The sequence below is a fragment of the Pantoea sp. sgz302252 genome (genome assembly GCF_047713085.1).
Classification (GTDB): Bacteria; Pseudomonadota; Gammaproteobacteria; order Enterobacterales; family Enterobacteriaceae; genus Scandinavium.
In genome coordinates this window covers 1-25,338 of sequence record NZ_JBLFJW010000030.1, presented here as the reverse complement: position 1 = coordinate 25,338, position 25,338 = coordinate 1, and the positions used below count along the sequence as shown (strand labels likewise).

22 protein-coding genes and 2 pseudogenes are annotated in these 25,338 nt (G+C 53.6%); 7 read left to right on the top strand and 17 right to left on the bottom strand.

Annotated elements, in window-relative coordinates:
- Nucleotides 1-60 precede the first annotated feature (60 nt).
- The gene (nrdG, locus tag ACLW56_RS19590) at nucleotides 61-525 is read left to right on the top strand and encodes an anaerobic ribonucleoside-triphosphate reductase-activating protein (RefSeq protein WP_330985387.1); all 465 of its coding nucleotides are present in this window, start codon (nucleotides 61-63) and stop codon (nucleotides 523-525) included.
- A gap of 3 nt (nucleotides 526-528) precedes the next feature.
- Here the strand turns inward: nrdG and ACLW56_RS19585 are convergent, their stop codons facing one another.
- From ACLW56_RS19585 to pmbA, 12 genes are all read right to left on the bottom strand, one after another.
- Nucleotides 529-2,439 carry a BglG family transcription antiterminator gene (locus tag ACLW56_RS19585; protein ID WP_330985386.1) on the bottom strand — a complete coding sequence of 637 codons (1,911 nt, stop codon included), beginning with the start codon at nucleotides 2,437-2,439 and terminating at the stop codon, nucleotides 529-531.
- 53 nt (nucleotides 2,440-2,492) lie between these two features.
- Entirely contained in the window at nucleotides 2,493-3,638 is a 1,146-nt protein-coding gene (locus ACLW56_RS19580; protein WP_330985385.1) for a lactonase family protein, read from the bottom strand.
- A gap of 138 nt (nucleotides 3,639-3,776) precedes the next feature.
- Entirely contained in the window at nucleotides 3,777-4,517 is a 741-nt protein-coding gene (gene dagF / locus ACLW56_RS19575; protein WP_330985384.1) for a 2-dehydro-3-deoxy-phosphogluconate aldolase, read from the bottom strand.
- Nucleotides 4,514-5,632, bottom strand: coding sequence for a DgaE family pyridoxal phosphate-dependent ammonia lyase (locus ACLW56_RS19570; RefSeq protein ID WP_330985383.1), 1,119 nt, complete (start codon nucleotides 5,630-5,632; stop codon nucleotides 4,514-4,516). Before ACLW56_RS19570 ends, dagF begins: the two co-directional genes overlap by 4 nt.
- Complete coding sequence (locus ACLW56_RS19565) at nucleotides 5,616-6,749, bottom strand: amidohydrolase/deacetylase family metallohydrolase (RefSeq protein ID WP_330985382.1); 1,134 nt, start codon at nucleotides 6,747-6,749, stop codon at nucleotides 5,616-5,618. Before ACLW56_RS19565 ends, ACLW56_RS19570 begins: the two co-directional genes overlap by 17 nt.
- An 18-nt stretch (nucleotides 6,750-6,767) precedes the next feature.
- Nucleotides 6,768-7,412, bottom strand: coding sequence for a DUF4310 family protein (locus ACLW56_RS19560; RefSeq protein ID WP_097162682.1), 645 nt, complete (start codon nucleotides 7,410-7,412; stop codon nucleotides 6,768-6,770).
- An 11-nt stretch (nucleotides 7,413-7,423) separates the two neighbouring features.
- Complete coding sequence (locus ACLW56_RS19555; protein ID WP_330985381.1) at nucleotides 7,424-8,200, bottom strand: DUF4311 domain-containing protein; 777 nt, start codon at nucleotides 8,198-8,200, stop codon at nucleotides 7,424-7,426.
- 21 nt (nucleotides 8,201-8,221) lie between these two features.
- Nucleotides 8,222-8,521: a DUF4312 family protein gene (locus ACLW56_RS19550; RefSeq protein ID WP_330985380.1), complete on the bottom strand. Its 300-nt coding sequence runs from the start codon at nucleotides 8,519-8,521 to the stop codon at nucleotides 8,222-8,224.
- Between the two features lie 2 nt (nucleotides 8,522-8,523).
- A complete protein-coding gene (locus ACLW56_RS19545) occupies nucleotides 8,524-8,886 on the bottom strand; it encodes an SFCGS family glycine-rich protein (RefSeq protein WP_330985379.1) in 363 nt (120 codons plus the stop codon).
- Between the two features lie 10 nt (nucleotides 8,887-8,896).
- On the bottom strand, nucleotides 8,897-9,226 hold the full coding sequence (locus tag ACLW56_RS19540) for a glycine dehydrogenase (RefSeq protein ID WP_330985378.1): 330 nt from the start codon (nucleotides 9,224-9,226) through the stop codon (nucleotides 8,897-8,899).
- 346 nt (nucleotides 9,227-9,572) lie between these two features.
- Nucleotides 9,573-9,959 (bottom strand): cytochrome b562, encoded by a 387-nt coding sequence (gene cybC, locus ACLW56_RS19535; RefSeq protein WP_330985377.1) that lies wholly within the window; start codon nucleotides 9,957-9,959, stop codon nucleotides 9,573-9,575.
- A 67-nt stretch (nucleotides 9,960-10,026) separates the two neighbouring features.
- Nucleotides 10,027-11,379, bottom strand: a complete 1,353-nt coding sequence (gene pmbA / locus ACLW56_RS19530; protein ID WP_330985376.1) for a metalloprotease PmbA — start codon at nucleotides 11,377-11,379, stop codon at nucleotides 10,027-10,029.
- 93 nt (nucleotides 11,380-11,472) lie between these two features.
- On the opposite strand from pmbA, the gene yjgA reads away from it, so the two are divergent.
- Nucleotides 11,473-12,027 carry a ribosome biogenesis factor YjgA gene (gene yjgA, locus ACLW56_RS19525; protein WP_330985375.1) on the top strand — a complete coding sequence of 185 codons (555 nt, stop codon included), beginning with the start codon at nucleotides 11,473-11,475 and terminating at the stop codon, nucleotides 12,025-12,027.
- A 97-nt stretch (nucleotides 12,028-12,124) separates the two neighbouring features.
- On the opposite strand, the gene mpl is transcribed toward yjgA, so the two are convergent.
- On the bottom strand, nucleotides 12,125-13,498 hold the full coding sequence (mpl, locus tag ACLW56_RS19520; RefSeq protein WP_330985374.1) for a UDP-N-acetylmuramate:L-alanyl-gamma-D-glutamyl-meso-diaminopimelate ligase: 1,374 nt from the start codon (nucleotides 13,496-13,498) through the stop codon (nucleotides 12,125-12,127).
- Nucleotides 13,499-13,678: 180 nt separating this feature from the next.
- Between mpl and fbp the strand changes: the two genes are divergently transcribed.
- From fbp to ACLW56_RS19495, 5 genes are all read left to right on the top strand, one after another.
- On the top strand, nucleotides 13,679-14,677 hold the full coding sequence (gene fbp / locus ACLW56_RS19515; protein WP_330985373.1) for a class 1 fructose-bisphosphatase: 999 nt from the start codon (nucleotides 13,679-13,681) through the stop codon (nucleotides 14,675-14,677).
- A 569-nt stretch (nucleotides 14,678-15,246) separates the two neighbouring features.
- Complete coding sequence (locus tag ACLW56_RS19510; protein ID WP_330985372.1) at nucleotides 15,247-15,783, top strand: DUF2975 domain-containing protein; 537 nt, start codon at nucleotides 15,247-15,249, stop codon at nucleotides 15,781-15,783.
- Nucleotides 15,784-15,788: 5 nt separating this feature from the next.
- Complete coding sequence (locus ACLW56_RS19505) at nucleotides 15,789-15,992, top strand: helix-turn-helix transcriptional regulator (protein WP_330985371.1); 204 nt, start codon at nucleotides 15,789-15,791, stop codon at nucleotides 15,990-15,992.
- Nucleotides 15,993-16,132: 140 nt separating this feature from the next.
- On the top strand, nucleotides 16,133-19,288 hold the full coding sequence (locus tag ACLW56_RS19500) for a S41 family peptidase (protein ID WP_330985370.1): 3,156 nt from the start codon (nucleotides 16,133-16,135) through the stop codon (nucleotides 19,286-19,288).
- Nucleotides 19,289-19,358: 70 nt separating this feature from the next.
- Nucleotides 19,359-22,391, top strand: coding sequence for an autotransporter outer membrane beta-barrel domain-containing protein (locus ACLW56_RS19495; protein ID WP_330985369.1), 3,033 nt, complete (start codon nucleotides 19,359-19,361; stop codon nucleotides 22,389-22,391).
- A gap of 19 nt (nucleotides 22,392-22,410) precedes the next feature.
- Here ACLW56_RS19495 and ACLW56_RS19490 read toward each other — a convergent pair.
- The 4 genes and pseudogenes from ACLW56_RS19490 to ACLW56_RS19475 all read right to left on the bottom strand — a co-directional run.
- A pseudogene (locus ACLW56_RS19490) lies at nucleotides 22,411-22,512 on the bottom strand (IS5/IS1182 family transposase); the annotation flags it as partial.
- Nucleotides 22,513-22,556: 44 nt separating this feature from the next.
- Complete coding sequence (yjfF, locus tag ACLW56_RS19485; RefSeq protein ID WP_330985368.1) at nucleotides 22,557-23,558, bottom strand: galactofuranose ABC transporter, permease protein YjfF; 1,002 nt, start codon at nucleotides 23,556-23,558, stop codon at nucleotides 22,557-22,559.
- Nucleotides 23,545-23,916, bottom strand: a pseudogene (locus ACLW56_RS19480) (ABC transporter permease subunit); the annotation flags it as partial. The pseudogene ACLW56_RS19480 and the gene yjfF, both read right to left, overlap by 14 nt.
- A gap of 13 nt (nucleotides 23,917-23,929) precedes the next feature.
- Entirely contained in the window at nucleotides 23,930-25,255 is a 1,326-nt protein-coding gene (locus tag ACLW56_RS19475) for an IS4 family transposase (protein ID WP_330983077.1), read from the bottom strand.
- Between the last annotated feature and the right edge of the window lie 83 nt (nucleotides 25,256-25,338).

The window sequence follows — 25,338 nt, the reverse complement described above, 5'->3', positions numbered from 1 at the left end:
TAAGTGACCTGGGTGAGTGAGTGCAGCCAACGCCGCTATGGCGTCAATTGAGAAGCAGAAATGAATTTCCACCAATACTACCCCGTCGACATCGTCAATGGCCCAGGAACAAGATGCACCCTGTTTGTCTCAGGCTGCGTCCACGAATGCCCTGGCTGCTACAACAAAAGCACCTGGCGGCTTAACTCCGGCTTACCGTTCACTCAGGAAATGGAAGACCGCATCATCGCCGACTTGAACGACAATCGCATCAAACGTCAGGGATTGTCGCTGTCTGGAGGCGATCCGCTGCATCCGCAGAACGTGCCACACATTCTTCGGCTGGTGAAGCGCGTTCATGCGGAATGCGAAGGGAAGGATATCTGGGTCTGGACGGGCTATAAGCTGGATGAGCTGACTGAGGCTCAACTGGACGTCGTTAATCTGATCAACGTACTGATCGACGGGAAGTTTGTGCAAGACCTGAAAGATCCCGCACTTATCTGGCGAGGCAGCAGCAATCAGGTCGTGCATCACCTGCGATGAGCCTCAGAAGCGGCTGACGCACTCCATCGCCACCGTTTTAAACTCGCTGAAGTTTTTACAGCCGCACAGCCGCGTCATCGCCCTTTCCCGCAGGAACGTCACGAAGATATCGTAAATCGCCATCGCTTCTTCGTATTCGCTTTTGCTTATCGCCAGCAGGAAAATCACGTGGGCGGTTTCGTCACCCCAGGCAATGCCTTGCGGGGCCAGCACGGTGTAAACCACGGTTTTCTTCGCCAGCAATCCTAAGGCGTGCGGCAGTGCGATACCATCCCCCAGCATGGTGCTGACGATGGCTTCACGCTCGGTCACGGAATCCAAAAATTCCGCATCAACAAACCCTTCTGCGCTGAGCTGCTGGCAAAGCTCGCTGAACAGCGTCTGTCTTTCCATCGGTTCGTTGATAATGCGGAAATGGCGCGCGTCGAAGTATTTTTCCAGCATCCACGGGCGGGTTCTGTCGACCAACACCAGCTTGCCGATTTGCTCAAGCTGATACTCCGTCGGGAACGGCGACATCACCACCACTGGCTTATCTTTTTCAGCGATGCGCACCGTCGAAACCACAAAATCTTCGCTGATGCTTTCTCGCTGTTCATACTCACGCAGCGTGATGGTGGCGGTCATTTCCAGCTGTGGATATTTGCGCTGCAACACCGCTTCAATCATGCGCACCATCGCATTCCCGGCATCGCACACCAACAGCACGCGTGGCTGGCGCTGATAGCCAATGTTGTAATGCCGCTCAAGCCCCACGCCGATGTGCAGCACCAGGAAACCAATCTCATTTTCGCTGATGGTCCACGGGGTGTATTTACTCCAGCCGGACACCGCCGCCAGCGTCATGTCCCAGGCCATCGGGTAGTGCTGCTTGATGTTATCCAGCAGCGGATTGGGGATCATAATCTGGTAGCGCACGCGGGTGATCATGGTCCTGATGTGCGTCAGCAGGTCGGCGTGCAGCTGCTCGTCGCTCAGCAAGTTGTAGTTATAGTGCGTGTTGATGAATTGCAGGATGTCATTGACCAGCGCTTCGTCGTCATCGGCATTGATGTGGCTGGGCGCAATCTCTTGTACCTGACGCGCGGCGATATGCACCCGCAGCCAGTTTTCTTCCGAAGCCGCCCGCGTTTTGCCGGTCATTTTTTCGATCGTGGCCACAATGTTACGCGCCGCGTGGAATACCTTCTCGTCGACATCGTCCGCGGTAAATTCGGGCAGTGGATAACCCTCGCTGATGCGTCGTACCGCTACGGCACAGTAAAGGCGCACAAACAGCTCGCCCTCATCGGTCAGACGAATATGCCAGCGGTTGAAGACTTCCTGCAAAATCCCGGCAAGCTGATCCGGCACGCCTGCATTCAGCGCTTCTTCGGTCAGCAGCGGATTGTTGCTGTCCTGCTGCGCCAGTTGCCAGAGCAAATCGGTCAGGCAGGCGCGAATCGCCATTTCACTGCCGAACAGCTTCACGCCATGACGAGGGCGCGTTTCGAGGGTCAGCTGATAACGCGCCAGCCACTCACGCACTTCAGCCATATCGCCCTGAAGCGTCGCACGACTGACAAACCATTCATCGGCCAAATCTTCGAGCTTGAGTGAAAAGGCGGAAGTCAGAAAGCGAACCATCAGATAGTGAACGCGTTCCGGCCCGGTGCGAGGGATGCGCAGCGCACGAGGCTGGGCCTCCTGCAACGACTGAAAGAGCGCCTGATCGTCGACCCGAAGCTGATAACCATTGCCGCGACTCAGCACGAACTGCGCCCCGTGCTGGGCCAGCAAAGCATTGAGCGCAGTAATATCGGCCCGAACGGTACGTGTGGAAACGGACAACCGCTGTGCCAGCTCGTCCTGCGGCAGCGTTTCGTTTTGCAACAGACTGAACAGTTGCGCCAGGCGTTGGTTCGGGAATCGCACTCACTATCCTCTTTGCTCAAACGGGCCAGGTCGGCCCGTGTTCCTTGCAGGGTTTACGGTGATATCACCATTTGTGACGGGCTGCCTACGGCAGTATAGCCAGGTTCAAAACTCAGCTTGCCGGTCTTCGGAGCAACCTTAAAGCGGGTGATATTGTCGCTACGCTGATTCATCACATACAGCCACTGGCCTTTCGGGTCCAGCGTGACGGTACGTGGGTAGTCGCCTCGGGTCCAAACATCATCTTGATGAATGAGTTCGCCGTCGGCGGATACCGTAAAGTGTGCGACGCTGTTATGCAATCGGTTGGCAACATATAACTGCTTGCCATCATGGCTCAGCACCAGCCCGGCGGCAAAGTTGGTGCCTTTAAATTCTTTGGGCAGTGACGAGACGGTTTTACCTTCCGTCAGCGTGCCTTTCGCGAGATCCAGTCGATAGTGGGTTAGCGTGGAGGCTTCTTCGTTGATGAGCCACAGCGCATCGCCCTTCGGCGTGAAGACAAAGTGGCGCGGGCCAGCCCCTTTCGAGGAGGCATTGATAAACGGCGGATCGTTTGGCGTCAGCTTTCCGGTTTCGTCGTTGAAGTGATACTGATAGATGCGATCCAGACCCAGATCGGTTGAGAAGACATATTTATCCTGCGGATCGGCAGAGATCATGTGCGCATGCGGCCCATTATGATCGCTGATGGCAAAGCTGCCTTCCGCGGCCGCTTCAGGTTTTCCGGCACCTGCCGGGCCTTCATCCTGATGCGTATCAGACGCTTCGGCCAATGAGCCATCGTCTTTAACCGGCAGCACCGCAATCGTGCCGCTGACGTAGTTCGCCACCAGCAGATGACGCCCGTTCGGCGTCAGGCTCAAATACACCGGCCCGGCCCCGCCAGAAGAAACCTGATTCAGTTCGGTCAACGTCCCGTCAGCGCCAATTTTCAGCGCCTGCACCAGCCCTTTTTCCGCTTCGCTGGCAAGGTAAAGCGTTTTGCCATCGTGAGACACGGTCAACTGCGCCGCGTTAGGGAGCGAACTGACCAACGTTTTATCGTGAAGGTCGCCAGTTTGCGGATCGACAGTGAAGCGATAAAGCCCTTCGCCGTTGGGGTTGTAGGTGCCAACCCAGGCGAACTGTGTCTGTGCGGTGGCAGCAGTGGCAAGTAACGAGAATGAAGCGACAAGCAGGTGACGTGCAGACAGCATGATGACTCCTTGACGGTGGTTGAACTTAGGTGCGGCCTGATGCCCTCTCCCCGCCCCTCTCCCACAGGGAGAGGGAGAAAATCCAGACTCGATCCAGTCCCCTCTCCCTTGGGGAGAGGGTTAGGGAGAGGGGGAAAATTACCCCACTAACTTTTTCGTCATATCCAGCAGAGTACGCACATCCTCAGGACGCGTGTCGCCGCTGGCTTTATCAATGATCGAGCTGTAGATATGCGGGATAACTTTCTTCACGCCCGCATCGAGGGCAATCTTCAGGATCTCGCTGTAGTTTTCCAGGTCGATGCCGCCAGTTGGCTCCAGCCAGAAATCGTGGCGGGCGCAGGCTTGAGCGACAACCTGATACTCATCGCGGCATTTCAGGCCGCCCATCGGGAAGTATTTGATGGAGCTACAGCCCATGTCTTTCAGCAGCGCAATGGCGGTATCAATTGGCACGATGCCATCCTGCTCTTTGCTGCTCAGCGGGCCGGTGGAGATTTTCACCCTGCCCGGCGTACCGGTTGGAGAAACCAGACCGTTGACCACCGTCTCTTTCTGCCCCAGCAGCGCGCGGCTGGTTGCCACGCCGGTGAACACCTGGTTCACGTGCTGCGGCTGCACTTCGCGGGAGATCAGGCTTACCATTTCAGACTGGTTCGGGTCGCCCGCGCCCAGGCCCACGGAGAGCGCGTTGTCGATGAGCTTCGCGTATTCACGCATGTCAGCAACGGCAGCGGGTACATCCGGATAATTTTTGGAGAGCACGCCAACCAGCACATGACCTTCTGCTGCTTCATAAACCGCGCTGGCATTGGCTTTAGAGCCTGCCAGTACGTTCAGGCACACGCGGTCACGGTAAAAGTTTGGGGTCAGTTTCATGCGTTTTTCTCCTTGTTCAGCACTTCGCCGATGCGGGTGGCCACGATATCCAGTTGCTGTGCGTTCACGCTGCGCACATCGGCTTCAATAATGCCTTCGTTAGCTTTGTAGCCGCGGAAGTAGATGGCGTATTCGCCTTTCTTCAGTTCGGCCACCAACTCTCCAGTGGCGATTTGGGTTACCGCTTCATCGAACTTGATTTCGGTACGCGCGATATCACGACCCGCCGCATCCCACACCACGCGGGCAGTCACGCCGTTCAGGTTGTTGAGCGCAGTAATGAATGGCGTCATTTTCTCAACCATCTGTGCGCCGCTTTCTTTGTCTGCCGTCAGGTAATGTTCGATGGCGCAGGTCAGGCCGAGAATGCCTTCCTTGCCGACTTTCATCGCGCGACCAATCCCCGCCGTCTGGCGTTTCACCCACTCAACGTACTGGGTTTTGCCGATCACCAGACCACTGGTTGGCCCTTCAATCGCTTTCGCGCCGCTGTAAATCACGAGGTCTGCACCGGAACGGTAGTAGCACTGCAAATCTTCTTCAGCCGCCGCATCCACAATCAGCGGCAGGTTGTGTTTGCGTGCTACCACAACGGCCTGTTCGACGCTGAGCATGCTTTTCTGCACGCAGTGGTGAGATTTGATGTAGAGGATTGCCGCAGTGCGCGGGGTGATTGCCGCCGCCAGCTGATCGGCAGAGCATTCGTTGGCGTAGCCTGCTTCGACCATTTTCCCGCCACCGAGCGCAATCATGGTGCTGACAGGCGCGCCAAAGTTAACGTTGTGACCGCGTGGCAGCACGATTTCGTTGTTCTCAATCGGCGTGACGTGCAGGTTTTCCAGCAGCCAGTCGCTGTCTTTCGTCAGCACACCGGCGATGGACTGCGCGATACCCGCAGAGGCGCAAGACACCACGGTCGCGCCTTCTACGTCCAGCAGCTTCGCGATGTATTCCCCGGTCTTGTTCACCAGGTCTTTCATTTCGAAGTAGTGGTTCATGCCGGTCAGCACCGCTTCAACCACTTCCGGGCGCGGCGTGGACACGCCCAGCGCCGTCATACGGCCTGATGCGTTAATCACTTGTTTCAGCTGGTATTTCTCATAAATCGAAGGCATGTTCAGCACTCCCTTGTTCGGTCATATAGCCCTTGCCTGCACGGATTGCGGCGAGCGGCACCAGATCCTGGTCCGCCTGCAGGGCGTTGTTTTCTGCGTCCACCAGCGTCACCGGCTGGTGTTTGAGCGTAAAGAGGGTCAGGTCAGCATCAAAGCCGACGGCCAGTTGGCCTTTTTGCTTGAGACGAATCGCCTCGGCCGCATTTGAGGTCACGCAGTTGATGACCTGCGGCAGCGACATGCCAATGGCGAGGAATTTCGCCATCACCCGCGCCAGGGAATGGACCGGGCCGTTGATACGGTTGCGGCAGTAAATATCGGAGCTGATGGTGTGCGGCAGAATGCCCATCGCGATGGCCTGCTTCGCCACCTCAAAGCTAAAGCTCGCGGTGCCGTGACCGACATCCAGTTTGATGCCGCGCTTGAGCGCACCGGAAACCGACGCTCGCAGCTCGCCAGCAGGCGTCAAAATGCGGTTCGGTTTGCCGTTATAGCAGTGAGTGATGATGTCGCCGGAAGTCAGCAGTTCGGTGATTTCATCCAGATTCGGCGGGTTGTTACCGATGTGGACCATCAGCGGTAAATCGCCGTTGGCTTTCTGAATGTCCTTCGCCTTTTCCAGCGGCGTGATGCCGTTTTCACCGACCACGCTGCTGCTCATGCGCGCTTTCAGACCCACGATGAAATCAGGGTGGCGCTTGATAGCCGCACTCGCAGCCTGCGCATCAATGTTCGCCATGTTCGCCAGTTCGTTCTGTGCAATCAGCCCCACACGGGAGATGTTCAGCAGCGCATAAACGTCCGTGGCGCACGGGCGAGTGAGCTCATAGAAGGTGTCTACGTCATCGGCACCGGTACTGCCTGCATCAATCACCGTGGTGACGCCGGTTGCGATACCTACGCTGTCCGGCTGATCGTTGTAAATCGGTGATTTCGGGTAGCAGTGGACGTGGAGGTCAATCCAGCCCGCGCTGACGTAGTGCTCGCCATTGAGGGAGACGACTTTCGTCGCCTCGCCGTCAATGTCGCCCAGAGCCGCAATTTTGCCGTCTTTAATGGCGATATCCGTTACCGTATCGTCAACCAGGCGTGCACGCTTCAGCAGTAAATCAAACATCGCTTTCTCCTTGCTGGCTTAACCAATTGCCACCGGGAAGATGGACCCGAGGATCATCGCCCCGAGGATAGCCCCGCCGGTAATCGGCTTCTGCCAGATGTAGAACAGTAACGCGCCAACCAGCGACCCAATGCCGATAGGAATGGACGCCGTCATCGCGCTGAGAATAATCAAAGGGCCGAGGAAGCGGCCAGAGGCGTTGCCCGCGCCCATCATCACGTCCGCACCGTAGGTGGAGTTGCTCTGATTGACCGTGAACTTACGCGCCAGAATGATGATGTAGCCAATCGCCAGGCCGATAATCAGACCCGTTGCCAGGGAAGCGGCAAAGTTAGCCACCGGGAACACAATCCCTGCGCCCAGCAGCAGCGCTGGAACGCCGAGGCCAACGCCCGTCTGAATCGCGCCGCCGATATCCAGGATACCAACCAGTGAACCTTCAATGATTCGGGCAAACAGGAAGCTCGCGCCAAACGCGGCTACCGCACCGTAGACACCGGTGTCGATGCCGGATTTCAGCATCGCCACGAAGGCCACTTCGTTAAAAGCACCGATACCGTACAGGTAGTACATGTGTGTCCCGGCGAAGACGCCGGAGGAAAGCAGGCCGACAAAGATCGGGAATGACCAGTCCGCGTACCAAAAACCTTTATTCTGTTCCATCTGTTATCCCCTTATTTGCCGCTCAACGCGTTATGCAGCAGATCCAGCCAGTTCGGCACCGTCATGTGGAAGGACTCGATCATCTTCATGTCGAAGCCACGGAAGAAGGCACTCAGAACGAACAGGGCGATAATGGCTGCCATCATGATTTTGGTGACACGGTTCCAGCCCGCGTCTTCAACGCCTTTACCAATCAGAATACCCAGTACCAGACCCGGCACGGCGTTACCCATAATCAGCTGCGCTGCGCCGCCGAAAATAGTGGCCCAGAAGCCAGATTTCTTACCGGCATCAATCGCTGCCAGCCAGAAAATCACTGGCATGATGATGTTCACCAGCAGGTTAGCCGCAGGCACCAGCACTTTAACCGCAGTGACCTGCAACGCTTCCGGTACCGCCGACGCAGTAGAGTTGAGGAACGCCACCACGACCATGCCGATAAGGCCACAGGCAATCGCCATTTTCTTCGGGTCATGCAGGGTTTCTGCGACGTTGCGATTTTTCAGCATCAGCGCTGAAGCACCCCAGTGCGGGATGATGCGGTGGTCGACGTCCTGGGTGAACGCACCCGCTGCGACGGACGATGCCCAGGCGTTAAAGAAGAAGCCCAGACCAAAGGAGAAGTGGGAAGCCGGGTCGCCCTCACAGGAGTTGAGTTCGCCCAACGTACGAAAAGCACCCATCCCTTGCGTGGTGGGTGCATGAAACATGCGTGCTGCGCCAGCGCCCACACCGACGCCCACGAGGCCACCGATGATCAGCGATTTAAAAAGAATAATCAGGAACATGAGTCTGTCCTTTTCTAATGGTTATGTTGTCGTGACGAAATCCACTTTGTCGAGGTTTAACGCTGTCACGTTGACGGTGACATCCAGCTCCACACTGAATGTGCGACGTTCCCGGCGCAGAAAGAAAAACAGAAACGCCTCTTTCCGAACCGCCTCCTGCGCCTGAACAACCACCACGTCCTGTGGTTCAATGCGCAGTAAGATATGCGGTGATGCTTTCATCACCGTGCCTTGTACCTGGTTGAGTGCATCGGCAAAGGCACGTGCTTTCGCCTCGCCTTTGCCCTTAACCCTCACCGTGGTGGTGAATTGTTCTTTCATACTTACGCGCCGTATTTCTTCTGCCAGGCCTGAACCAGACGCTCGCCCAGCTCTTCTTTATCCATAAAGCCAAAGCCCAGTACGTTCGCGCCTTCGTTGATGGCGGTCACGCCTTCATCGACAGAACGCATGCCGTATTTCGCTTTGTAGCCATGCCTGGTCTGCGCGGTAATAGCGCCTGCGCCACCGCTGCCACAGAAGGAAATGCCGAAGGTGGCGCCTTCCGCTTTCATGACATCGCCGAGCTTCATATCAGCGGCAACGCCGGGTACGACTACGGCACGTCCACCCGCTTTCTCAACACCGGCTGCTACTTTCTGGCCTTTGCCCAGACGGTCGCCAATCACTACGGTAATCTGTCCCATGTTTGTCTCCTTAAAGGTTTTCTTTTGCCACTTCGAAGTGCACCGACAGCAGCCAGGCTTCTTCGTCCGGAAGGTTGCCAAACTGCGCCACGACTTCGCGGGCCAGTGCCATTGATTCGGGTGAAATTTCTTCAAACAGGCTGGCTTCCACTTCGGGCAACGGTTCACCGGTCATTGATCGGTGAGCCATGGCACGGACATGGGATGTCAGCATTTGCTCCTGGACGTCGTTCGGGATGATGTCGTGACCTTTGAGCAGGCTGTACACCTGGCTCAGCATGCGTGTAGCAAGTTCTTCGGTCTGACTCCCTGCGTCGGTAATGACTGCTCCGTTGTTCACTCTTCTGACCCCGTTTGTTGCGTCTGAGTAAAAACTAACGTGGCAAGAGGGAGGTTTGTAGCGAGTTGTTTTCCACTTCAAAGTGGAAAGGCGGGCGGCAGGAGTGATCTGTCCCACAGAATTCGGCCGAATACGGCATAAATGCGCGATTAGCGTGATGAGTGTCACGGGAATAAGCTAAGAAGTTGGCCGTCCAAAGTGGAAATACATTGCGAGGTAATACGTAAAACTGTGATGTCGATAAGGTTTTGTTATGCAAAGTGGAAGCGAAAACGGAAGAACTGACGAGGAAAGGTCATTTTCCTCGCCAGCGGATCAGCGCTTGCCTGGATGAGCAGGCGGCTGATTAGCGGTATTTCTGGTGATAGGTGTTGCGGGTGCCTGCCAAATCAAGAGCCACGCCCTGCGCTTCCTTGATTTTGCCTTCATTTGCAAGCTTGGTTGCGCCGTCAATCTGACCAATCAGAATGTCGAAACCGTGACGATAGTCTTTCATTTCTGCGCTGTCCGACGCTTTGCCTTCCAGCTTCGGTGGCGTCTGCTTCTGCGCATCTTGTGCCGCGGTGCGCATTTTCGCCAGTGCCGCTTTCATCTCGGTCGCATCATCGGTTTTTTGCACAATCTTCAGGTTTTCGGACAGGGTGTCCATGTCATCGCCAAGGTCGGCAAATGCCGGTGCAGCCCCCATCATCAGGGTGGAGACAGCCAGGACTGCCAGCAGGTGTTTACGCATCGCTCACTTCCTTTTACAGGTATTTTAATTATGTGGCACGCTCAGCGCGCCACCATGAGAACACACATTATTGACCGGCGATTTTCATTTCCGGCAGCAGGACAGAACCGCACTGAATGTTGCTGCGCGTTTCGATATCGTCGGCCACGGTCACGATATTACGCCACATTTCTTTCAGATTTCCGGCGATGGTGATTTCACTCACCGGATACTGGATTTCGCCATTCTCCACCCAGAAACCTGACGCACCACGAGAGTAATCGCCGGTGACGGCACTCACACCCTGCCCCATCAGTTCGGTCACGACAAGGCCGGTGCCCATCTCTTTAAGCAACTTTTCAAAGCTGAGGCCACGACCGGGAATACGCCAGTTGTGGATGCCGCCCGCATGCCCGGTGCTTTTCAGCCCCAGCTTGCGGGCAGAATAGTTGGTCAGCAGCCACTGCGTCAGAATGCCGTCTTTGATGATGTCACGGCGTTCGGTGCGCACGCCTTCGCTGTCGAACGGCGTGGAAGCCAGCCCTTTCAGCAGGTGCGGGTGCTCTTCAATGGTCAGCCATTCCGGCAGAATTTGTTTCCCGAGCGAGTCGAGCAGGAAGGTCGATTTACGATAGACCGAGCCACCTGCAATCGCCCCAACCAGATGACCAAACAGACCGGTCGCCACTTCGTTGGCAAAAATCACCGGCGCTTTCATGGTGGAAAGCTTGCGCGGCGAAAGGCGAGAGAGCGTGCGTTGTGCGCACTCTGCACCGACGGATTCCGGTGAGTTCAGGTCGCTCAGCGCGCGGCCAATGGTGTACGCGTAATCACGTTCCATGTCACCGTTCTCTTCCGCAATGACGCTGCTGGACAGCGAGTGGCGGCTGGAGCAGTAGCTTTGCAGCATGCCGTGGCTGTTGCCAAAGACGCGAATGCCGTAGTGGCTGTTGAAGCTGCCGCCTTCGGTGTTGGTGATGCGTTTGTCGGCTTTCAGCGCCGCTTGTTCCGCACGCGCCGCCAGCTCAATGGCCTCATCCGGAGTGACTTCGGCCGGATGGAACAGGTCGAGATCCGGCGCTTCAAACGCCAGCAGATCTTTTTCCGCCACGCCCGCATACGGGTCTGGCGAGGTATAGCGAGCGATATCCAGCGCCGCCTGCACCGTGCGCGCAACCGCGTCCGGGCTTAAATCTGTGGTCGAGGCGCTGCCTTTACGGTTTTGATGATAAACCGTGATCCCCAGCGCGCCGTCGCTGTTAAATTCCACGTTTTCTACTTCACCGTACCGCGTGCTGACGCTGATCCCGGTGGTCTTCGAGACGCCCACTTCTGCACCGTCAGACTTGCCCGCAGCCAGCTCCAGCGCGGTAGAGACGGCTTTTTCCAGTGCTTTACGCTGTTCTGCAACCTGTGTGATGACTTTCATCGCTAATGCCATAATGTAGAAAGGAGTTTAGTGAAGTCTAACAGAGAACCGTTTTTCAGTGCGCAATGAAACTGCTAAGATACGCCTCTTTTTTAGGAGCCTGAGATGACAAAGCAGCCCGAAGACTGGCTCGACGACGTGCCCGGTGATGACGAAATCGACGATGAAGATGATGAAATCATCTGGGTCAGCAAAAGTGAAATTAAACGTGACGCCGAGGAGTTAAAAGACCTCGGGGCCGAAATCGTAGACCTTGGTAAGAACGCGCTGGATAAAATCCCGCTCGACGAGGATCTGCGTGCCGCCATTGAACTGGCACAGAAGATTAAGAAAGAAGGCCGCCGCCGCCAGATGCAGCTGATCGGTAAAATGCTGCGCCAGCGTGACGTAGACCCGATTCGCCAGGCGCTCGACAAACTGAAGAACCGCCACAACCAGCAGGTTGCCTTGTTCCATAAACTGGAACAACTGCGCGATCGTCTGGTTGATGAAGGGGATGATGCCGTTGCCGACGTGCTGAAACTGTGGCCTGACGCTGACCGTCAGCAGTTACGCTCGCTTATCCGCAACGCCAAAAAAGAGAAAGAAGGCAATAAGCCGCCGAAATCTTCTCGCCTGATTTTCCAGTATCTGCGCGAACTGGCAGAGAACGAAGGGTAAGCATTGCGTATTGCCGGGCCGACAAAAGCAACAGCCCGGTTTGTAGGCCCGGTAAGGCGTAGCAGCCACCGGGCAATTAACGCCACCGGGCGCTGTTTTACTCTACCGCTTCCGCTTTCTTCGCCAACCCATCCAGCAGTTTCTGGTGAATGCCACCGAACCCACCGTTGCTCATGACCAGAATGTGATCGCCCGGCTGGGCCGATTTCACAATCATATCCGTCAGCGTATCAACGTCAGCACTGAAGTGAGCTGGCTGAATGCAGGCTTCCGCCACTTCAGCGACCTGCCACGGAATGTGCGGCGGCTGCAGCAGGAAGACTTCATCGGCGCGGCCAAGTGATGGCGCGAGGTCGTCTTTGCAAACGCCCATTTTCATGGTGTTTGAGCGTGGTTCCAGCACCGCAAGGATGCGAGCCGTACCGCCCACTTTGCCACGCAGCGCCTGCAATGTGGCGAGAATCGCCGTTGGGTGATGAGCGAAATCATCGTACACAGTGACGCCGTTGGCTTCACCGCGCAGTTCAAGACGACGACGCGCGTTCACAAACGAGCCCAACGCATCGGCGGCATCCGCAGGTTTAACCCCCACGTGACGTGCAGCCGCAATCGCCATCAGGCCGTTATGCATGTTGTGCTCGCCCACCAGGTTCCACTTCACCTGCCCGACTTGCTCGCCGTCCAGCCACACTTCCCACTCAGAGGCGTCAGTGCTGAGTTTCTTCGCCTGCCAGTGGCCTTGTTCACCCACCAGCTCCTGCTCACTCCAGCAGCCCATCGCCAGCGTTTGCTTCAGGTTGATGTCGTTTTCAGGCGCAATAATGCGGCCCTGGCCCGGCACAATGCGCACCAGATGGTGGAACTGTTTCTGAATAGCTTTCAGATCGTCAAAGATGTCCGCGTGGTCAAACTCAAGGTTATTGAGGATCAGCGTGCGTGGGCAGTAATGCACAAACTTGGAACGTTTGTCGAAGAAGGCGCAGTCATATTCATCGGCTTCAATCACGAAGAACGGGCTGTCGCCCAGGCGTGCAGAAACCTCGAAGTTGCCCGGTACGCCACCGATCACAAAGCCAGGTTTGTAACCGCAGGCTTCCAGAATCCAGGTCGCCATGCCAGCTGTTGTCGTTTTGCCGTGCGTGCCCGCTACAGCCACAACCCAACGATCGCGCAGCACAAAATCATGCAGCCACTGCGGGCCTGACATGAACGGAATGTTTTTTTCCAGCACCGCTTCAACACACGGGTTCCCGCGAGTCATGGCGTTACCGATGATCACCAGGTCTGGCTGCGGCTCAAGCTGGCTCGCGTCATAGCCCTGAATCAAATCAATGCCCTGCTCTTCAAGCAGGGTGCTCATCGGCGGATACACGTTGGCGTCCGAACCGGTCACTTCGTGGCCAAGGGAACGAGCCAGCATCGCCAGTCCGCCCATAAAAGTGCCACAAATCCCCAAAATATGAATGCGCATACGTCACTGTTCCTCTTTCATCAGCCGCGTATTTTACCCTCTTGTGGGAGGAGTGAGAAACGCATTTCAGTTAATTCCGTACTTTGCTGGCGCGATTCACCTGTACGCGAGTTTTTGAATGTTTGTTAAGATTGTTGGATATCAACCGCTTTACTCAACATCAAATGCAGGGAAAGTGTTATGAAAACGTTAGGTGAATTTATTGTCGAAAAGCAGCACGAGTTCTCTCATGCGACCGGTGAGCTCACTGCTTTACTGTCGGCAATAAAGCTGGGCGCCAAGATCATCCACCGCGATATCAATAAGGCCGGACTGGTCGATATCCTGGGTGCCAGCGGTGCTGAGAATATTCAGGGCGAAACCCAGCAGAAGCTGGACCTGTTCGCCAATGAAAAGCTAAAAGCAGCACTTCGCGCACGCGACATTGTGGCGGGCATTGCGTCCGAAGAAGAAGATGAGATTGTCGTCTTTGAGGGCTGCGAGCACGCGAAATATGTGGTGCTGATGGATCCGCTGGATGGTTCTTCCAACATCGACGTTAACGTTTCTGTGGGGACGATCTTCTCTATCTATCGCCGCGTGACGCCAGTCGGGACGCCGGTCACAGAGGAAGATTTCCTGCAACCCGGTAACCGCCAGGTCGCCGCCGGTTATGTGGTTTACGGCTCCTCAACCATGCTGGTTTATACCACCGGTTGCGGCGTTCACGCCTTTACCTACGACCCTTCCCTCGGCGTATTCTGCCTGTGCCAGGAGCGCATGCGCTTCCCGGAAAAAGGCAATACCTACTCCATTAACGAAGGCAACTACATCAAATTCCCGCAGGGCGTGAAGAAATACCTCAAGTTCTGCCAGGAAGAAGATAAGTCCACCCAGCGCCCTTACACCTCACGCTACATTGGCTCACTGGTGGCCGATTTCCACCGTAACCTGTTGAAAGGCGGGATTTACCTCTACCCAAGCACCGCCAGCCACCCACAGGGCAAACTGCGCCTGCTGTATGAGTGCAACCCGATGGCGTTCCTTGCAGAACAGGCCGGCGGCAAGGCCAGCGACGGCGAAGAACGTATTCTGGATATCGTGCCGGAAACGCTGCACCAGCGCCGTCCGTTCTTTGTCGGCACCGAGCACATGGTTGATGACCTTGAGCGCTTTATGCGTGAGTTCCCGGACGCGTAATTTTATCATGTGAAAAAATGCCGCAGAATTCTCCGCGGCATTTTTTAGTGGATAAAGGTTCTCTTCACACGGACCAATACCAAAAAGTAAGGGACCCAGAGCCAGTACCCTATAAGCCAATCCCGCAATCAGCAACCCAATGTAAAAGCGAGGAAGCTGTCGTTTTTTGCGCACGAACAGGCTGAAAATATAGCCCGAAGCCAGAGTCAGCGCCGCAAATGAGATAAGCTCAAAGTAGATCATACCCGATAATGCACCACTAATGAGCGAACCCTTCTCTATAATAACTTTCAATGTCTTGGTGAAAGCGACGAGGTTAGTCAGAACATGAAGCTACCAGCCCAATCGCGGGTAACCAGGGCCAACCCCCCCATCTTCTTAAAAGCTTTATCCTCGCAACGTTCGCACAGTTTAGCCATTGCGCTAAAAACACATCAACAATCACTTTGAACTGTGTCACATCTTTCATCAAATCTGGAAAAATTATCGTTTATCGATAAATTTCTATTGTTTTGTTATCGATAAACGATAATATTACTGTATGGATATACTCAGGTCAGGAGTCGGGGATGGAAAACAAGCAAAATACGCTAATAGCAATGTGTTGGTTTATGGAGATCGGTCTGATCATTTCGATGATATTGTTACCTTTTTTGAGTTTGATGCTGATTAGTCCAGATATTTTTCCAAAAACATTAGCCGAGCTGATTATATCAGAAGCTGAAAACTCCGAGATTTTTGTTTCGCCGGGTCATTTTCAGTATATTAAGATGATTTATGTGTTTCATGATGTTGTGATAATGGCCGTGTTGGCTCATATCTATCTCTTTTTTAAGAGTGTACGGAAAGGAGATATCTTCAGCCAAAAGCAGATCGATAGAATCTTCAGGATTGGTGTCGGCATTACAACCCTGATTTTTCTTGAAGAGATAGAAAATTACATGACATGGGTGATGAGCAATATGCACTATAGCTATATGGATTCCATTATCAACAGAGTTTTCAACAGGATAGTTCAGTTAGCGATGGGAACAGGAATTATTATAACGAGTTACATACTGAGAATGGCTAAGGAAATGAAAGATGAGCAAGATTTGGTGGTTTAATTAGTATGCCAATTTACATCAAATTGGATGAGGTACTGAAAAGTAGAGGGTTAAAATCCAAAGAGCTGGCAGAACGAATTGGTTTAACAGAGGCTAATCTCTCTGTTCTAAACAGTGGAAAAGCAAAAGCCGTTCGTTTCAGTACTCTGGAGGCGATATGTCGTGAGCTGAATTGCCAGCCTGGCGATATATTAAAGTATTCTGAATAAATGTTCCTGCCAGTGGGGTTAAATTTATTAATCTCACTGAGTTTAATTCATCCATCCTGATGCCTTTATTTATAATGATTGCTTTGCTAATGACAATTGGCTCAGGTTAATATCGGCTAAATCTGAATAATGGTGAAATTATGTCATCACTTATTTATATCATTCTCTTTATTGTATTTTTATTTTCTTTGCCAGTGAACGCTGAACCGGCGACCTGGCAAAGAAATTCCGCCATTTCACCTGACGGCTCCCGTATTGTATTTACGCAACGGGGGCAGCTATTTATGGGTTCCAGCCGTGGCGGCCTGGCGACACCACTCACTGGCAGTGAATATCGCAGCCATTATCCTCGATGGTCTCCAGATGGAAAGCTCATTGCATTCTCTGCCAATATCCACGGTAATGATGACGTATATGTGCTCTCTGTTGATGGTAACGGGAAAATGGTGCGTTTGACCTATGATTCACGCGATGACAAACCATTAGACTTCACCGCTGACAGCAAAGAAGTATTACTGAATTCCAGGCGGCCAGGAAAGCTGGAGTTTGATCATTATCTGCTTGCGGCCTTCAAATCCGGTGCGGTTTACCGGGCAAATATTGCCACGGGAGCATTGCTGGCTGATTATCCCTTTCCTGTTGTGCAGGCCAGGAAAATGGGTAATGCATTGCTATATCAGATGGCCGGCTCCGATCAGCCCTGGCGTAAACATCAGCGCTCATTTGCAGTAACACACCTGTGGTTATTGAAGGATGGGCAACATACACAGTTGACTGAAGATTATATTGCCGCCAGCGATCCCTGGTGGGGAAATAACGGCAAAGGGATTTATTATTTAAGCGAACGCAGTGGTAATTTTAATGTCTGGTATCGGGATCTGGCCACTCAAAAAGATGTTCAGTTGACTTACTATAAAAAACACCCGGTACGCGATCTTAGCGTCTCTGCCCAGGGAAGCCTTGCGTGGTCATGGGATGGTGGGATTTATATCCGTTCAGCCGGTTCCTTTGATGCGCAAAAAGTTGTCTTTAACTCCCCGCAAGCCATTGACGATAGCGGAGATAATTTAAATATAACAACTTTTGATGGGGCAGAAATCAATAAAGATGGCAATGAAGCCATTTTGACTGCTCTGGGCGATCTTTTTGCCGTCGATATTAAGCGAGGGCAAAGTACACGCCTGACTCACTCGGCGGAAGAAGAAAAATCACCACTTTATCTGCCTGGAGAGCAGGCCATAATCTATCTCTCAGAGCGTGATGGTGAAGCTGCCCTGTACAAAATGCATCATCGTGATGCTGCTCTCCCACTCAGCAAGCCTGGCGAGATTATTGAGACATTACTATTCCGTATTCCCGGTAAAAACATCAGCAAGCCGGTCTTGAGTAACAGCGGAAAAATGCTGGCATTTGTCGTTGATGGCCAGGCTATACACGTATTGAATCTTAAGAGCGGTAAGCAAAGGCAAGTGCTTTCACCGACATTTAATTCAATTCGACACCAAATCTCATTGGCTTTTGCACCCGATCCCCGATATCTGGCCGTGAGTTTCCAGCCTGACGCCTCTAAGAATGAAATCGCAGTAATTGATACCCAGGATACGAATACTAAACCATTTAATATCACCCAGAATGGCTATCACAACTCTTTGCCTGGCTGGAGTGATGACGGTCGCATACTGTACTGGGTATCCACTAAATATAGTGCGCTGGATGCTGATGGTGAACCTTCCGGGCAAACGCTACTCGGTATTTATAATAACCGACGCGCATATGCGGATTTTCTGGCGGAACGAAAATCGAAGCCAAATTATAATTTTGAAAATAGCCAATTATACAACCTGGACGCGCTAAACTTAACGTTATCCGGTTTCCTGTTAACAAGCCGAATAGTCAACGACAAGCTTATTTATGTTACCGCCACTGAAGAACAGAGAAACGCTAGCAATACCGAGCCACTGATAACAATAAAAGCATATTCTTTCGATTTGCAGAAAAATGAAAATAAGGAGCTATTCACTGATACTTCAGGTGCGTCGTTTGCCACTATTGATGATAAAGGTGAGAAGATAATATTAGTCGGCGGTGGGAGAATGACTACTGTAGATCTGAACACGGATGACAGAACATCGACGGAAATTATCCTCCGCCGGGATTTCCTTTGGCAGGAGGCGATGGCCGCAAGTTTTGAGCAAATAATCCGCCAGACCCGCGATGAATTTTACACATCCGATATGAATGGGGTGAAGTGGGATGAATATGCAAATCATTATCGACGTTTTTTACCCAGTATAAATAATAGTTCTGATTACGCTCTGCTACTGGAAGAGCTTGCCGGAGAATTAAACGTTTCGCATACCTGGGGAGTAGCGCCACCGCGCTTTACAAAATCTCCTGACAACACGGCCAGTTTGGGCGCTACTTTCCAGGAGCGGAATAATAAAATCATTATAGACTCGCTGCTGCCGGGAGGGCCGTTAGATATCGCAGGCAATGCCCGTGCCGGTGATATATTACAGGCGTTCAATGGGGAGAATATGACATCGCTAAATCAACTGGATCGGCTGCTTAATCATAAGGCTGGCGAAAATATACAGTTGACATTAATAAGCGGACAAAAGACGTATCAGGTAAATAGCCGGGCTATCAATCAGGAAGCGGAATCTCAATTGCTATTGTCCGCGTGGGTTCATCAACGCCGGGATTACGTTCATCGCGTCAGCAAAGGCAGGGTTGGCTATATTTATATTCCGGCGATGGACAGCGACAGCTATCGGGATGCTGTTTCACAGGCGCTGGGTATCGAGCAGGGGAAAGAAGCCCTGATTGTTGATGTGCGTTTTAACGCTGGCGGTTTTTTGGCAAATACCCTGGTTGAATTTCTGTCGGGAAGCAAAGATGTGCCTAAAAATTGGCCCCGCTCAGGCATTGCGGCTTCTGATGCCGCTCGCCGCCAGTGGACGAAACCAACCGTGCTTCTGGTCAATGCCGATAGCTATTCTGAAGGCTCTGCTTTTCCCCGATATTATGATGCCCAGAAATTGGGGCCCGTGGTAGGTGAACCGGTGCCAGGCACCGGAACAACCGTCTTTTATCATAGCTCAAAACTTATTCCCGGACTTTCTTATGGAATACCGACACTGGCTCTGCGAGCGCCCGATGGTTCAACTTATGAAAATAGCGAACAGCAACCACATCGATTAGTTCGTTTCACACCGGCAGATCTTGTCGCTAAGCGATATCCACAACTGGATGCCGCTATAGAAGAAGCCAATAAGCTCATTGACGTCAAATAAATGAGGCTGGATCCAACGTTGCCGATTTTGGCACTGATATGAAAATACAACAACGGTAAGGAGAGTAATAATGAAAGGATCAACGACGAACAACCCTCTGTTATATAGCGTGACGCTGGCATTTAGCTTATTACCAACGGATATGGTTTTTGCTGAAACGCACTATAGCGAACGCGGTAAAAATGGCGCCCCCACAAGCTGGATATCTGATGAATTCAATAAACAGTGGGGGTTGGAGTCCATTGGTGCTCAGTTTGCTTACGCCAGCGGCTATACCGGCAGAGGAATAACCATTGGCGTACAGGATCAAACCCTGCTGGAACATCCAGAATTCTCGGGAAAACTGAACAAACTGGGGTCTAACCCTTATGACTTTGACACTGGAGAAGATGGCGAATTTAGTTTTGGCGATCATGGTACTCATGTGGCAGGTATTGCGGCTGCGAAACGTGATGGTACAGGTATGCATGGCGTAGCTTTTGACGCCCAGTTGGTTTCCAGCAAGGCGTTGGATGAACAAAGTAACCAGATAGAAGCCATGATCCGCAGTCATGTTCGGGTGATCAACAATAGCTGGGGTGCTGACGTAGACATCAATAAAGACAGTGAAGGCAACCGCATCACCCGGCCAGACGGTACGTGGGATTACGTTCAAATGACGCCCCAGGACGTTCTCGACGAAATCACGCCCCAGAAAGCCAGCATTGACCAAATGAGCCGCGCGCCTATTTCCACTCAGACATCTGAGCTTAGCGATTTTGCCGGTATGCTGCGTGCGGCGCGCGACGGTAAACTGGTGGTTTTCGCCGCGGGTAATGAAAACAACTACAACGTACCGATGTATGACGCCAGCTTGCCGTATCTTTTCCCGGAGATTACCCAAAATTATCTGGTGGCCGTCAATCTGGATGAAAATGATGATTTGCACGTCTCTTCTACCCGCTGCGAGCATACCGCCAGCTATTGTCTGGCCGCGCCGGGAACGGATATCGAGAGCACCTCAGGCACACTGGTTTCGAAGACCGGGGGGGACATTAACGCGGCAACGCAGGCAAGAGGCGAGCTGGATATTTTACCTGCTTACGTGGACATGACGGGGAGCTCTATGTCTGCGCCAATGGTCAGCGGAACGGCAGCCGTACTGATGCAGCGCTACCCTTATATGAGCGCCGACCAAATCTCCACGGTGATAAAAACCACCGCGACTGACCTTGGCGCGCCGGGCATTGATACGCGTTTTGGCTGGGGAAAGATCAATCTGCGGGATGCCATAAACGGCCCGAAAATGTTTATCACTGCGGAAGATATTCCCACTGACTTGTATATCGAGGGTTCTTATACCGATAAACAATTCACTGCCAATATTCCGGGTATTGGCAGTTTGCTTGACGCAGGCACCAGCATACAACGGTACTGCCTGAGCAAAGAGTGTGCCTATGACCTCTGGAGCAACAGCATTGGCGGGCACGGCGGCCTAACCAAAACGGGTGAGGGCACGCTGGAACTTACCGGTAACAGCACATATCTCGGTGCCACGCAGGTCAACCAGGGGCAGTTGAAAATCAACGGTGCGGTGACGTCTGATATTACGGTGCAAAGTAGCGGCACGCTTAGCGGATCGGGCCGGGTGGGTTCACTCACCGTCAGCCGCGGCGCTACCGTGGCGCCGGGTAACTCAATCGGTACTCTGACCGTCAGCCAGAACGTTACCTTTGAACCGGGCTCACGCTATCAGGTAGACGTTGCGCCAAATGGCCGAAGCGATCGTATTGAAAGCAGTGGCAAAGCGAATCTACAGGGTGGTGACGTACTGGTGACTCTCGAAAATCGCCAAAACCTGTTATCTCAGCCGAGGGCCTATAGCCTGTTGGGTCAGCAATACACTATTTTGCAGGCCAGCAAAGGCGTGAGTGGTCAGTTTTCCAGTGTAGCGCCGGGCTACTTGTTTATTGGCAGCCAACTCATTTATCAGCCGAACAACGTCAGGCTGGGCATTACGCGTAGTAACGTCACCTTCGCCGACGTAGCCCAAACGCCTAACCAGCGCTCGGTGGCACGGGCCGCCGAGCGGTTGAAAGCTGGCCATCCGGTATACGAAAGTCTCCTGCTGTCCGGCTCGGCTAAGCAAGCTCAGCAGGCATTCCGGCAGCTTTCCGGGCAAATTCATGCCGATGCGGCGTCGGTTCAAATCAATAACAGCCGCTATTTGCGCGATTCCCTTACCGGTCGTCTGCGTCAGGCGTCAGGCCAGGCTACCGCACAGGGGATTAAGGCAAATGAGCAAGGGGGCTGGGCACAGATGCTCGGCAACTGGAGTCACGCCAGCGGTAATAGCAACGCTGGCGGATTTAACGACTCGACTTACGGTGTATTGCTGGGTATCGACAGAGAGCTGGCGGATAGCTGGCGGCTGGGGATAGCGACAGGCTATACCCGCGATTCACTGCACGGCAGCTATCGCTCTTCGGCGAACAGCGATAGCTACCACCTGGCGTTGTACGGCAGCAAACAATGGGATGCGCTGACGCTGCGAGCGGGAGGTGCGACCAGTTGGCACCGTTTCGATACACAGCGTCGGGTGGCCTATGGCAGCCAGTCCGGTCATCCGCAGGCAAAATATAACGCCACGACTCAGCAACTGTTCGCTGAGCTTGGCTATGATGTACAAATGAACGAGGTGGCGCTGGAACCCTTCGCGAATCTGGCCTATGTGAACTTCCGTAATAACAGTATTAATGAGCGCGGGAGCGCTGCCGCACTACGCGGTGATAGCCAGTCACAGGACGCTATTTTTTCTACCCTTGGGCTGCGGGCCGATAAAAAGTGGTGGGTGGGCGAAACAACCAGACTGGGCCTGTACGGAGAGTTGGGTTGGCAACATCAGTACGGCAGTCTGAACCGTACCAGCAGCCTGCGTTTTGACGGCAGCAATGCGGTCTTTAGCGTCAGCAGCGTCGCGGCCGCGCGTGATGCCACAGTGATAAAAACCGGTGTGGAATTCGCCTTTGATAAAAACGCCACGCTGGCACTGGGGTATGGTGGTTTACTCTCTGATAAATACCAGGACAACGGCGTTTTCATGAATGCGAGGATTGCGTTTTAACGGTGCCTGGCTGTGTCCCTTAATTGCATAACCTATTGCAAAACAGTCGGATGCAGCCCAGCTTCACCCTTGCCAAATCATTTCTCGCTGTTTTGTCGTAGCGTGTAGCAATGCGACGGTATATTTATACTAAAGCCCATCGGCTGGCATAAAAGACCGCTAACGCTATTGCTTTGTTATCGCCGGAGCCACGCGCGTCACCGGTGAGCTCTGACGGTTCTCCCAAAGCACGGTCAGTCCGCGTTGTAGGGCAATAAAAATGAACAGCAAAATACCGATGGCGATTTTGGTCCACCAGGAACTGAGCGTTCCGTCGAAGTTGATGTAGGTCTGAATCAGCCCCTGAATACCCACGCCAAACAGCGTGCCCAAAACAGTCCCCACGCCGCCGCTCAGCAACGTGCCACCAATGACCACCGAAGCAATCGCATCCAGCTCAACGCCCACACCAGCCAGCGCATAACCCGCTTGCGTGTAGATGGAGAACACAATGCCCGCCAGCGTTGCCAGCCCCGTTGAAAGCATGTAGATGCGAACTGTGGTGCTGCGGGTAGAAATCCCCATCAGGTTCGCTGAAATCGCGCTGCCGCCGATGGCGTAAACCTGATTGCCAAAGCGTGTGCGATGAGCCATGAACATGCCCGCCACCACCACCAGCAACATCAGAACACCCATGGCGCTAAGGCGTCCACCGCCGGGGATCATCCACGCCATATCTGAAAGCTTGTCGTACAGCGGGTGGTTAATCGGGATCGACTCTTCCGAAACGAGGTAGCTCACGCCGCGCAGGAAAAACATGCCCGCGAGGGTGATGATAAAAGCAGGAATTTTCAGTGCATCGATCAGCAACCCCATAAACGCGCCGAACGCACAGCCCATCAGCAAGACCAGCGGAAATGCCACCAATGGCGACATGCCCCAGAAGCCGATCGCTTTGGCCAGGAACACGCCGGTGAAGGCGATCACCGAGCCGACCGAGAGATCAATCCCGCCGGAGAGGATCACAAAGGTCATGCCGACGGCGATAATCCCCAGAAAGGCGTTATCAGTCAGAATGTTGCAGATAACGCGCGTGGAGGCGAAACCCGGAAATTGCGTCAGGCAGTAGAGATAGCCGAGCACAAACACCCCGAGGGTAATCATCAGCGGAAGATTACGTTTTACCATGGCCACGCACTCCTTTCAGTAAGCTGATAAAACGCGGGGACTGGACAATCAGCACGCACATCACCACTACCGCTTTCACCACCTGATTCAGCTCCGGCTGGAACCCGGAAAGCAGGATCCCGGTGTTCATGCCCTGAATAATCAGCGCGCCAATCACCGACAGCAGCAGGTTGAAACGCCCGCCCATCAGTGAACCACCGCCGATCACCACCGCCAGAATCGCATCCAGTTCCAGCCATAGCCCCGCGTTGTTGGCATCCGCACCGCGAATGTCGGCGGCCACAATCACCCCGGCAATAGCTGCACAAACACCGCTCAGAACATAAGCCAGCATCACCACAACGCGCGTGTTTACCCCTAATGCCGTTCACTTAAGCCTCGCGTGACTTATAGCTGAACGGATATTTAGGCGGAATATAAAGCACCGAACGCTCGTATCGTCGGTGCTTTCTTTTTTCCGGAAGGATAAAGGCTTTTACATTTTCCCTCATTCCTTTCAGATGCTTAGGTATATTCCCCGTCGCGCCCTTACCACTCACCCTGACCTGCGATATCAGAATATTTAATGCCGCCACGAAACTTATCCGGGTTGGAATAACGCCGGCCTCTCCTGCAATATCCACCATTTCCTTTCTCAGCAGGTTGTACGACACCAGGATCCCCCACAGCTCCTGTTTTACCCCCTCCGGAAATCGGCTCCGCAGTGTGACCTCCCCCTTCAACTGCCGTCTTTTTAGCTCTCCATAGCCTAGTTCGATCTCCCAGCGTTCCCAGTAAATTCGCAGCAAATCTTCGACTGGCCAGGCGACCGGATCGGTCAGCGACGTTAAAAATCCCGTGATTTTCCCTTTACCGCCACCGCTGACATAACTCACCATCCTTGCCCGCCAGACTTCCGGGAGATGAGGCGCAGCCTTGCGAGCCTGAGGTGAAACCGGCATCTCAATCAGCATGTCGTAATCGCTGTATCGTTCGATAACCTCATAGCGGAGTTTACTTTTTACTGGTGTGAGCCAGTGTGTGCAGGCTCCGGCCTGCTGCCATTCCAGGAAAAAAGCCGCGCTGAAATAACAGCGGTCGAACAGGGTCAGCGTATGGTCAGGGGCGGAGGAAATCAGACGATGCGCCAGCGTTAGCTCCCCCTCGGCCACACCGCCAAACGCCGCATCCAGCAACATATGGGAATGGGTTGCCATCAGCCCGACCATCCGTACCTGCGGGAATGTCCCCGTGGACGGTTCGATAAACCCAAAAGCAGCGGCGTTCTCAGGTGAATCGGGCGTGCGAAAAAGTGTTCCGTCAACGCTCAGAACCCGGAGGCCATGGAACGTAGCGGGCCCGAGTGCCGCAGGTTGCCAGGCCTCGTTGCAGGCATGAAAAAGGTAGCGAAGTGGGGCTTCGCCCAGGCGCTGGCGTGCGGCAGTGAGTACGCTGGGGGCAAGGCTTTGATAACCGTCTTCAGGCTGGAGAACAATGTCGAGATGATGGCAGACATCTTTAATGGATAAGTCACGCAGCAACCCCATCATCAGAATAAGCCAGACAGCCTGCTCAGCAGGGAGGCGACGCCTGCGAATGCTGGCCTTCTGGCAGGCGCTTAATGCCTGGTGTATCCAGAGGGGGTCAAGGGAGCGAGAAAAAGCATCCAGCTCAGAGGCGAAAGCATCAACAACAAAATCCATATCCTGTTCAGACATAAAAAAATCCGGGAGCAGAGGGCTGTTCCCGGATTGTCTCTCACTGGCAGGATCGTTCAAGTACTCTTAAATGATCGGCATTA

Bases quoted from the DNA above. Each gene is read 5' to 3' on its own strand.
- nrdG (WP_330985387.1), top strand. From the start codon at position 61: ATGAATTTCCACCAATACTACCCCGTCGACATCGTCAATGGCCCAGGA.
- ACLW56_RS19580 (WP_330985385.1), bottom strand. From the start codon at position 3,638: ATGCTGTCTGCACGTCACCTGCTTGTCGCTTCATTCTCGTTACTTGCC.
- dagF (WP_330985384.1), bottom strand. From the start codon at position 4,517: ATGAAACTGACCCCAAACTTTTACCGTGACCGCGTGTGCCTGAACGTA.
- ACLW56_RS19570 (WP_330985383.1), bottom strand. From the start codon at position 5,632: ATGCCTTCGATTTATGAGAAATACCAGCTGAAACAAGTGATTAACGCA.
- ACLW56_RS19565 (WP_330985382.1), bottom strand. From the start codon at position 6,749: ATGTTTGATTTACTGCTGAAGCGTGCACGCCTGGTTGACGATACGGTA.
- ACLW56_RS19560 (WP_097162682.1), bottom strand. From the start codon at position 7,412: ATGGAACAGAATAAAGGTTTTTGGTACGCGGACTGGTCATTCCCGATC.
- ACLW56_RS19555 (WP_330985381.1), bottom strand. From the start codon at position 8,200: ATGTTCCTGATTATTCTTTTTAAATCGCTGATCATCGGTGGCCTCGTG.
- ACLW56_RS19550 (WP_330985380.1), bottom strand. From the start codon at position 8,521: ATGAAAGAACAATTCACCACCACGGTGAGGGTTAAGGGCAAAGGCGAG.
- ACLW56_RS19545 (WP_330985379.1), bottom strand. From the start codon at position 8,886: ATGGGACAGATTACCGTAGTGATTGGCGACCGTCTGGGCAAAGGCCAG.
- cybC (WP_330985377.1), bottom strand. From the start codon at position 9,959: ATGCGTAAACACCTGCTGGCAGTCCTGGCTGTCTCCACCCTGATGATG.
- pmbA (WP_330985376.1), bottom strand. From the start codon at position 11,379: ATGGCATTAGCGATGAAAGTCATCACACAGGTTGCAGAACAGCGTAAA.
- yjgA (WP_330985375.1), top strand. From the start codon at position 11,473: ATGACAAAGCAGCCCGAAGACTGGCTCGACGACGTGCCCGGTGATGAC.
- mpl (WP_330985374.1), bottom strand. From the start codon at position 13,498: ATGCGCATTCATATTTTGGGGATTTGTGGCACTTTTATGGGCGGACTG.
- fbp (WP_330985373.1), top strand. From the start codon at position 13,679: ATGAAAACGTTAGGTGAATTTATTGTCGAAAAGCAGCACGAGTTCTCT.
- ACLW56_RS19510 (WP_330985372.1), top strand. From the start codon at position 15,247: ATGGAAAACAAGCAAAATACGCTAATAGCAATGTGTTGGTTTATGGAG.
- ACLW56_RS19505 (WP_330985371.1), top strand. From the start codon at position 15,789: ATGCCAATTTACATCAAATTGGATGAGGTACTGAAAAGTAGAGGGTTA.
- ACLW56_RS19500 (WP_330985370.1), top strand. From the start codon at position 16,133: ATGTCATCACTTATTTATATCATTCTCTTTATTGTATTTTTATTTTCT.
- ACLW56_RS19495 (WP_330985369.1), top strand. From the start codon at position 19,359: ATGAAAGGATCAACGACGAACAACCCTCTGTTATATAGCGTGACGCTG.
- yjfF (WP_330985368.1), bottom strand. From the start codon at position 23,558: ATGGTAAAACGTAATCTTCCGCTGATGATTACCCTCGGGGTGTTTGTG.
- ACLW56_RS19475 (WP_330983077.1), bottom strand. From the start codon at position 25,255: ATGTCTGAACAGGATATGGATTTTGTTGTTGATGCTTTCGCCTCTGAG.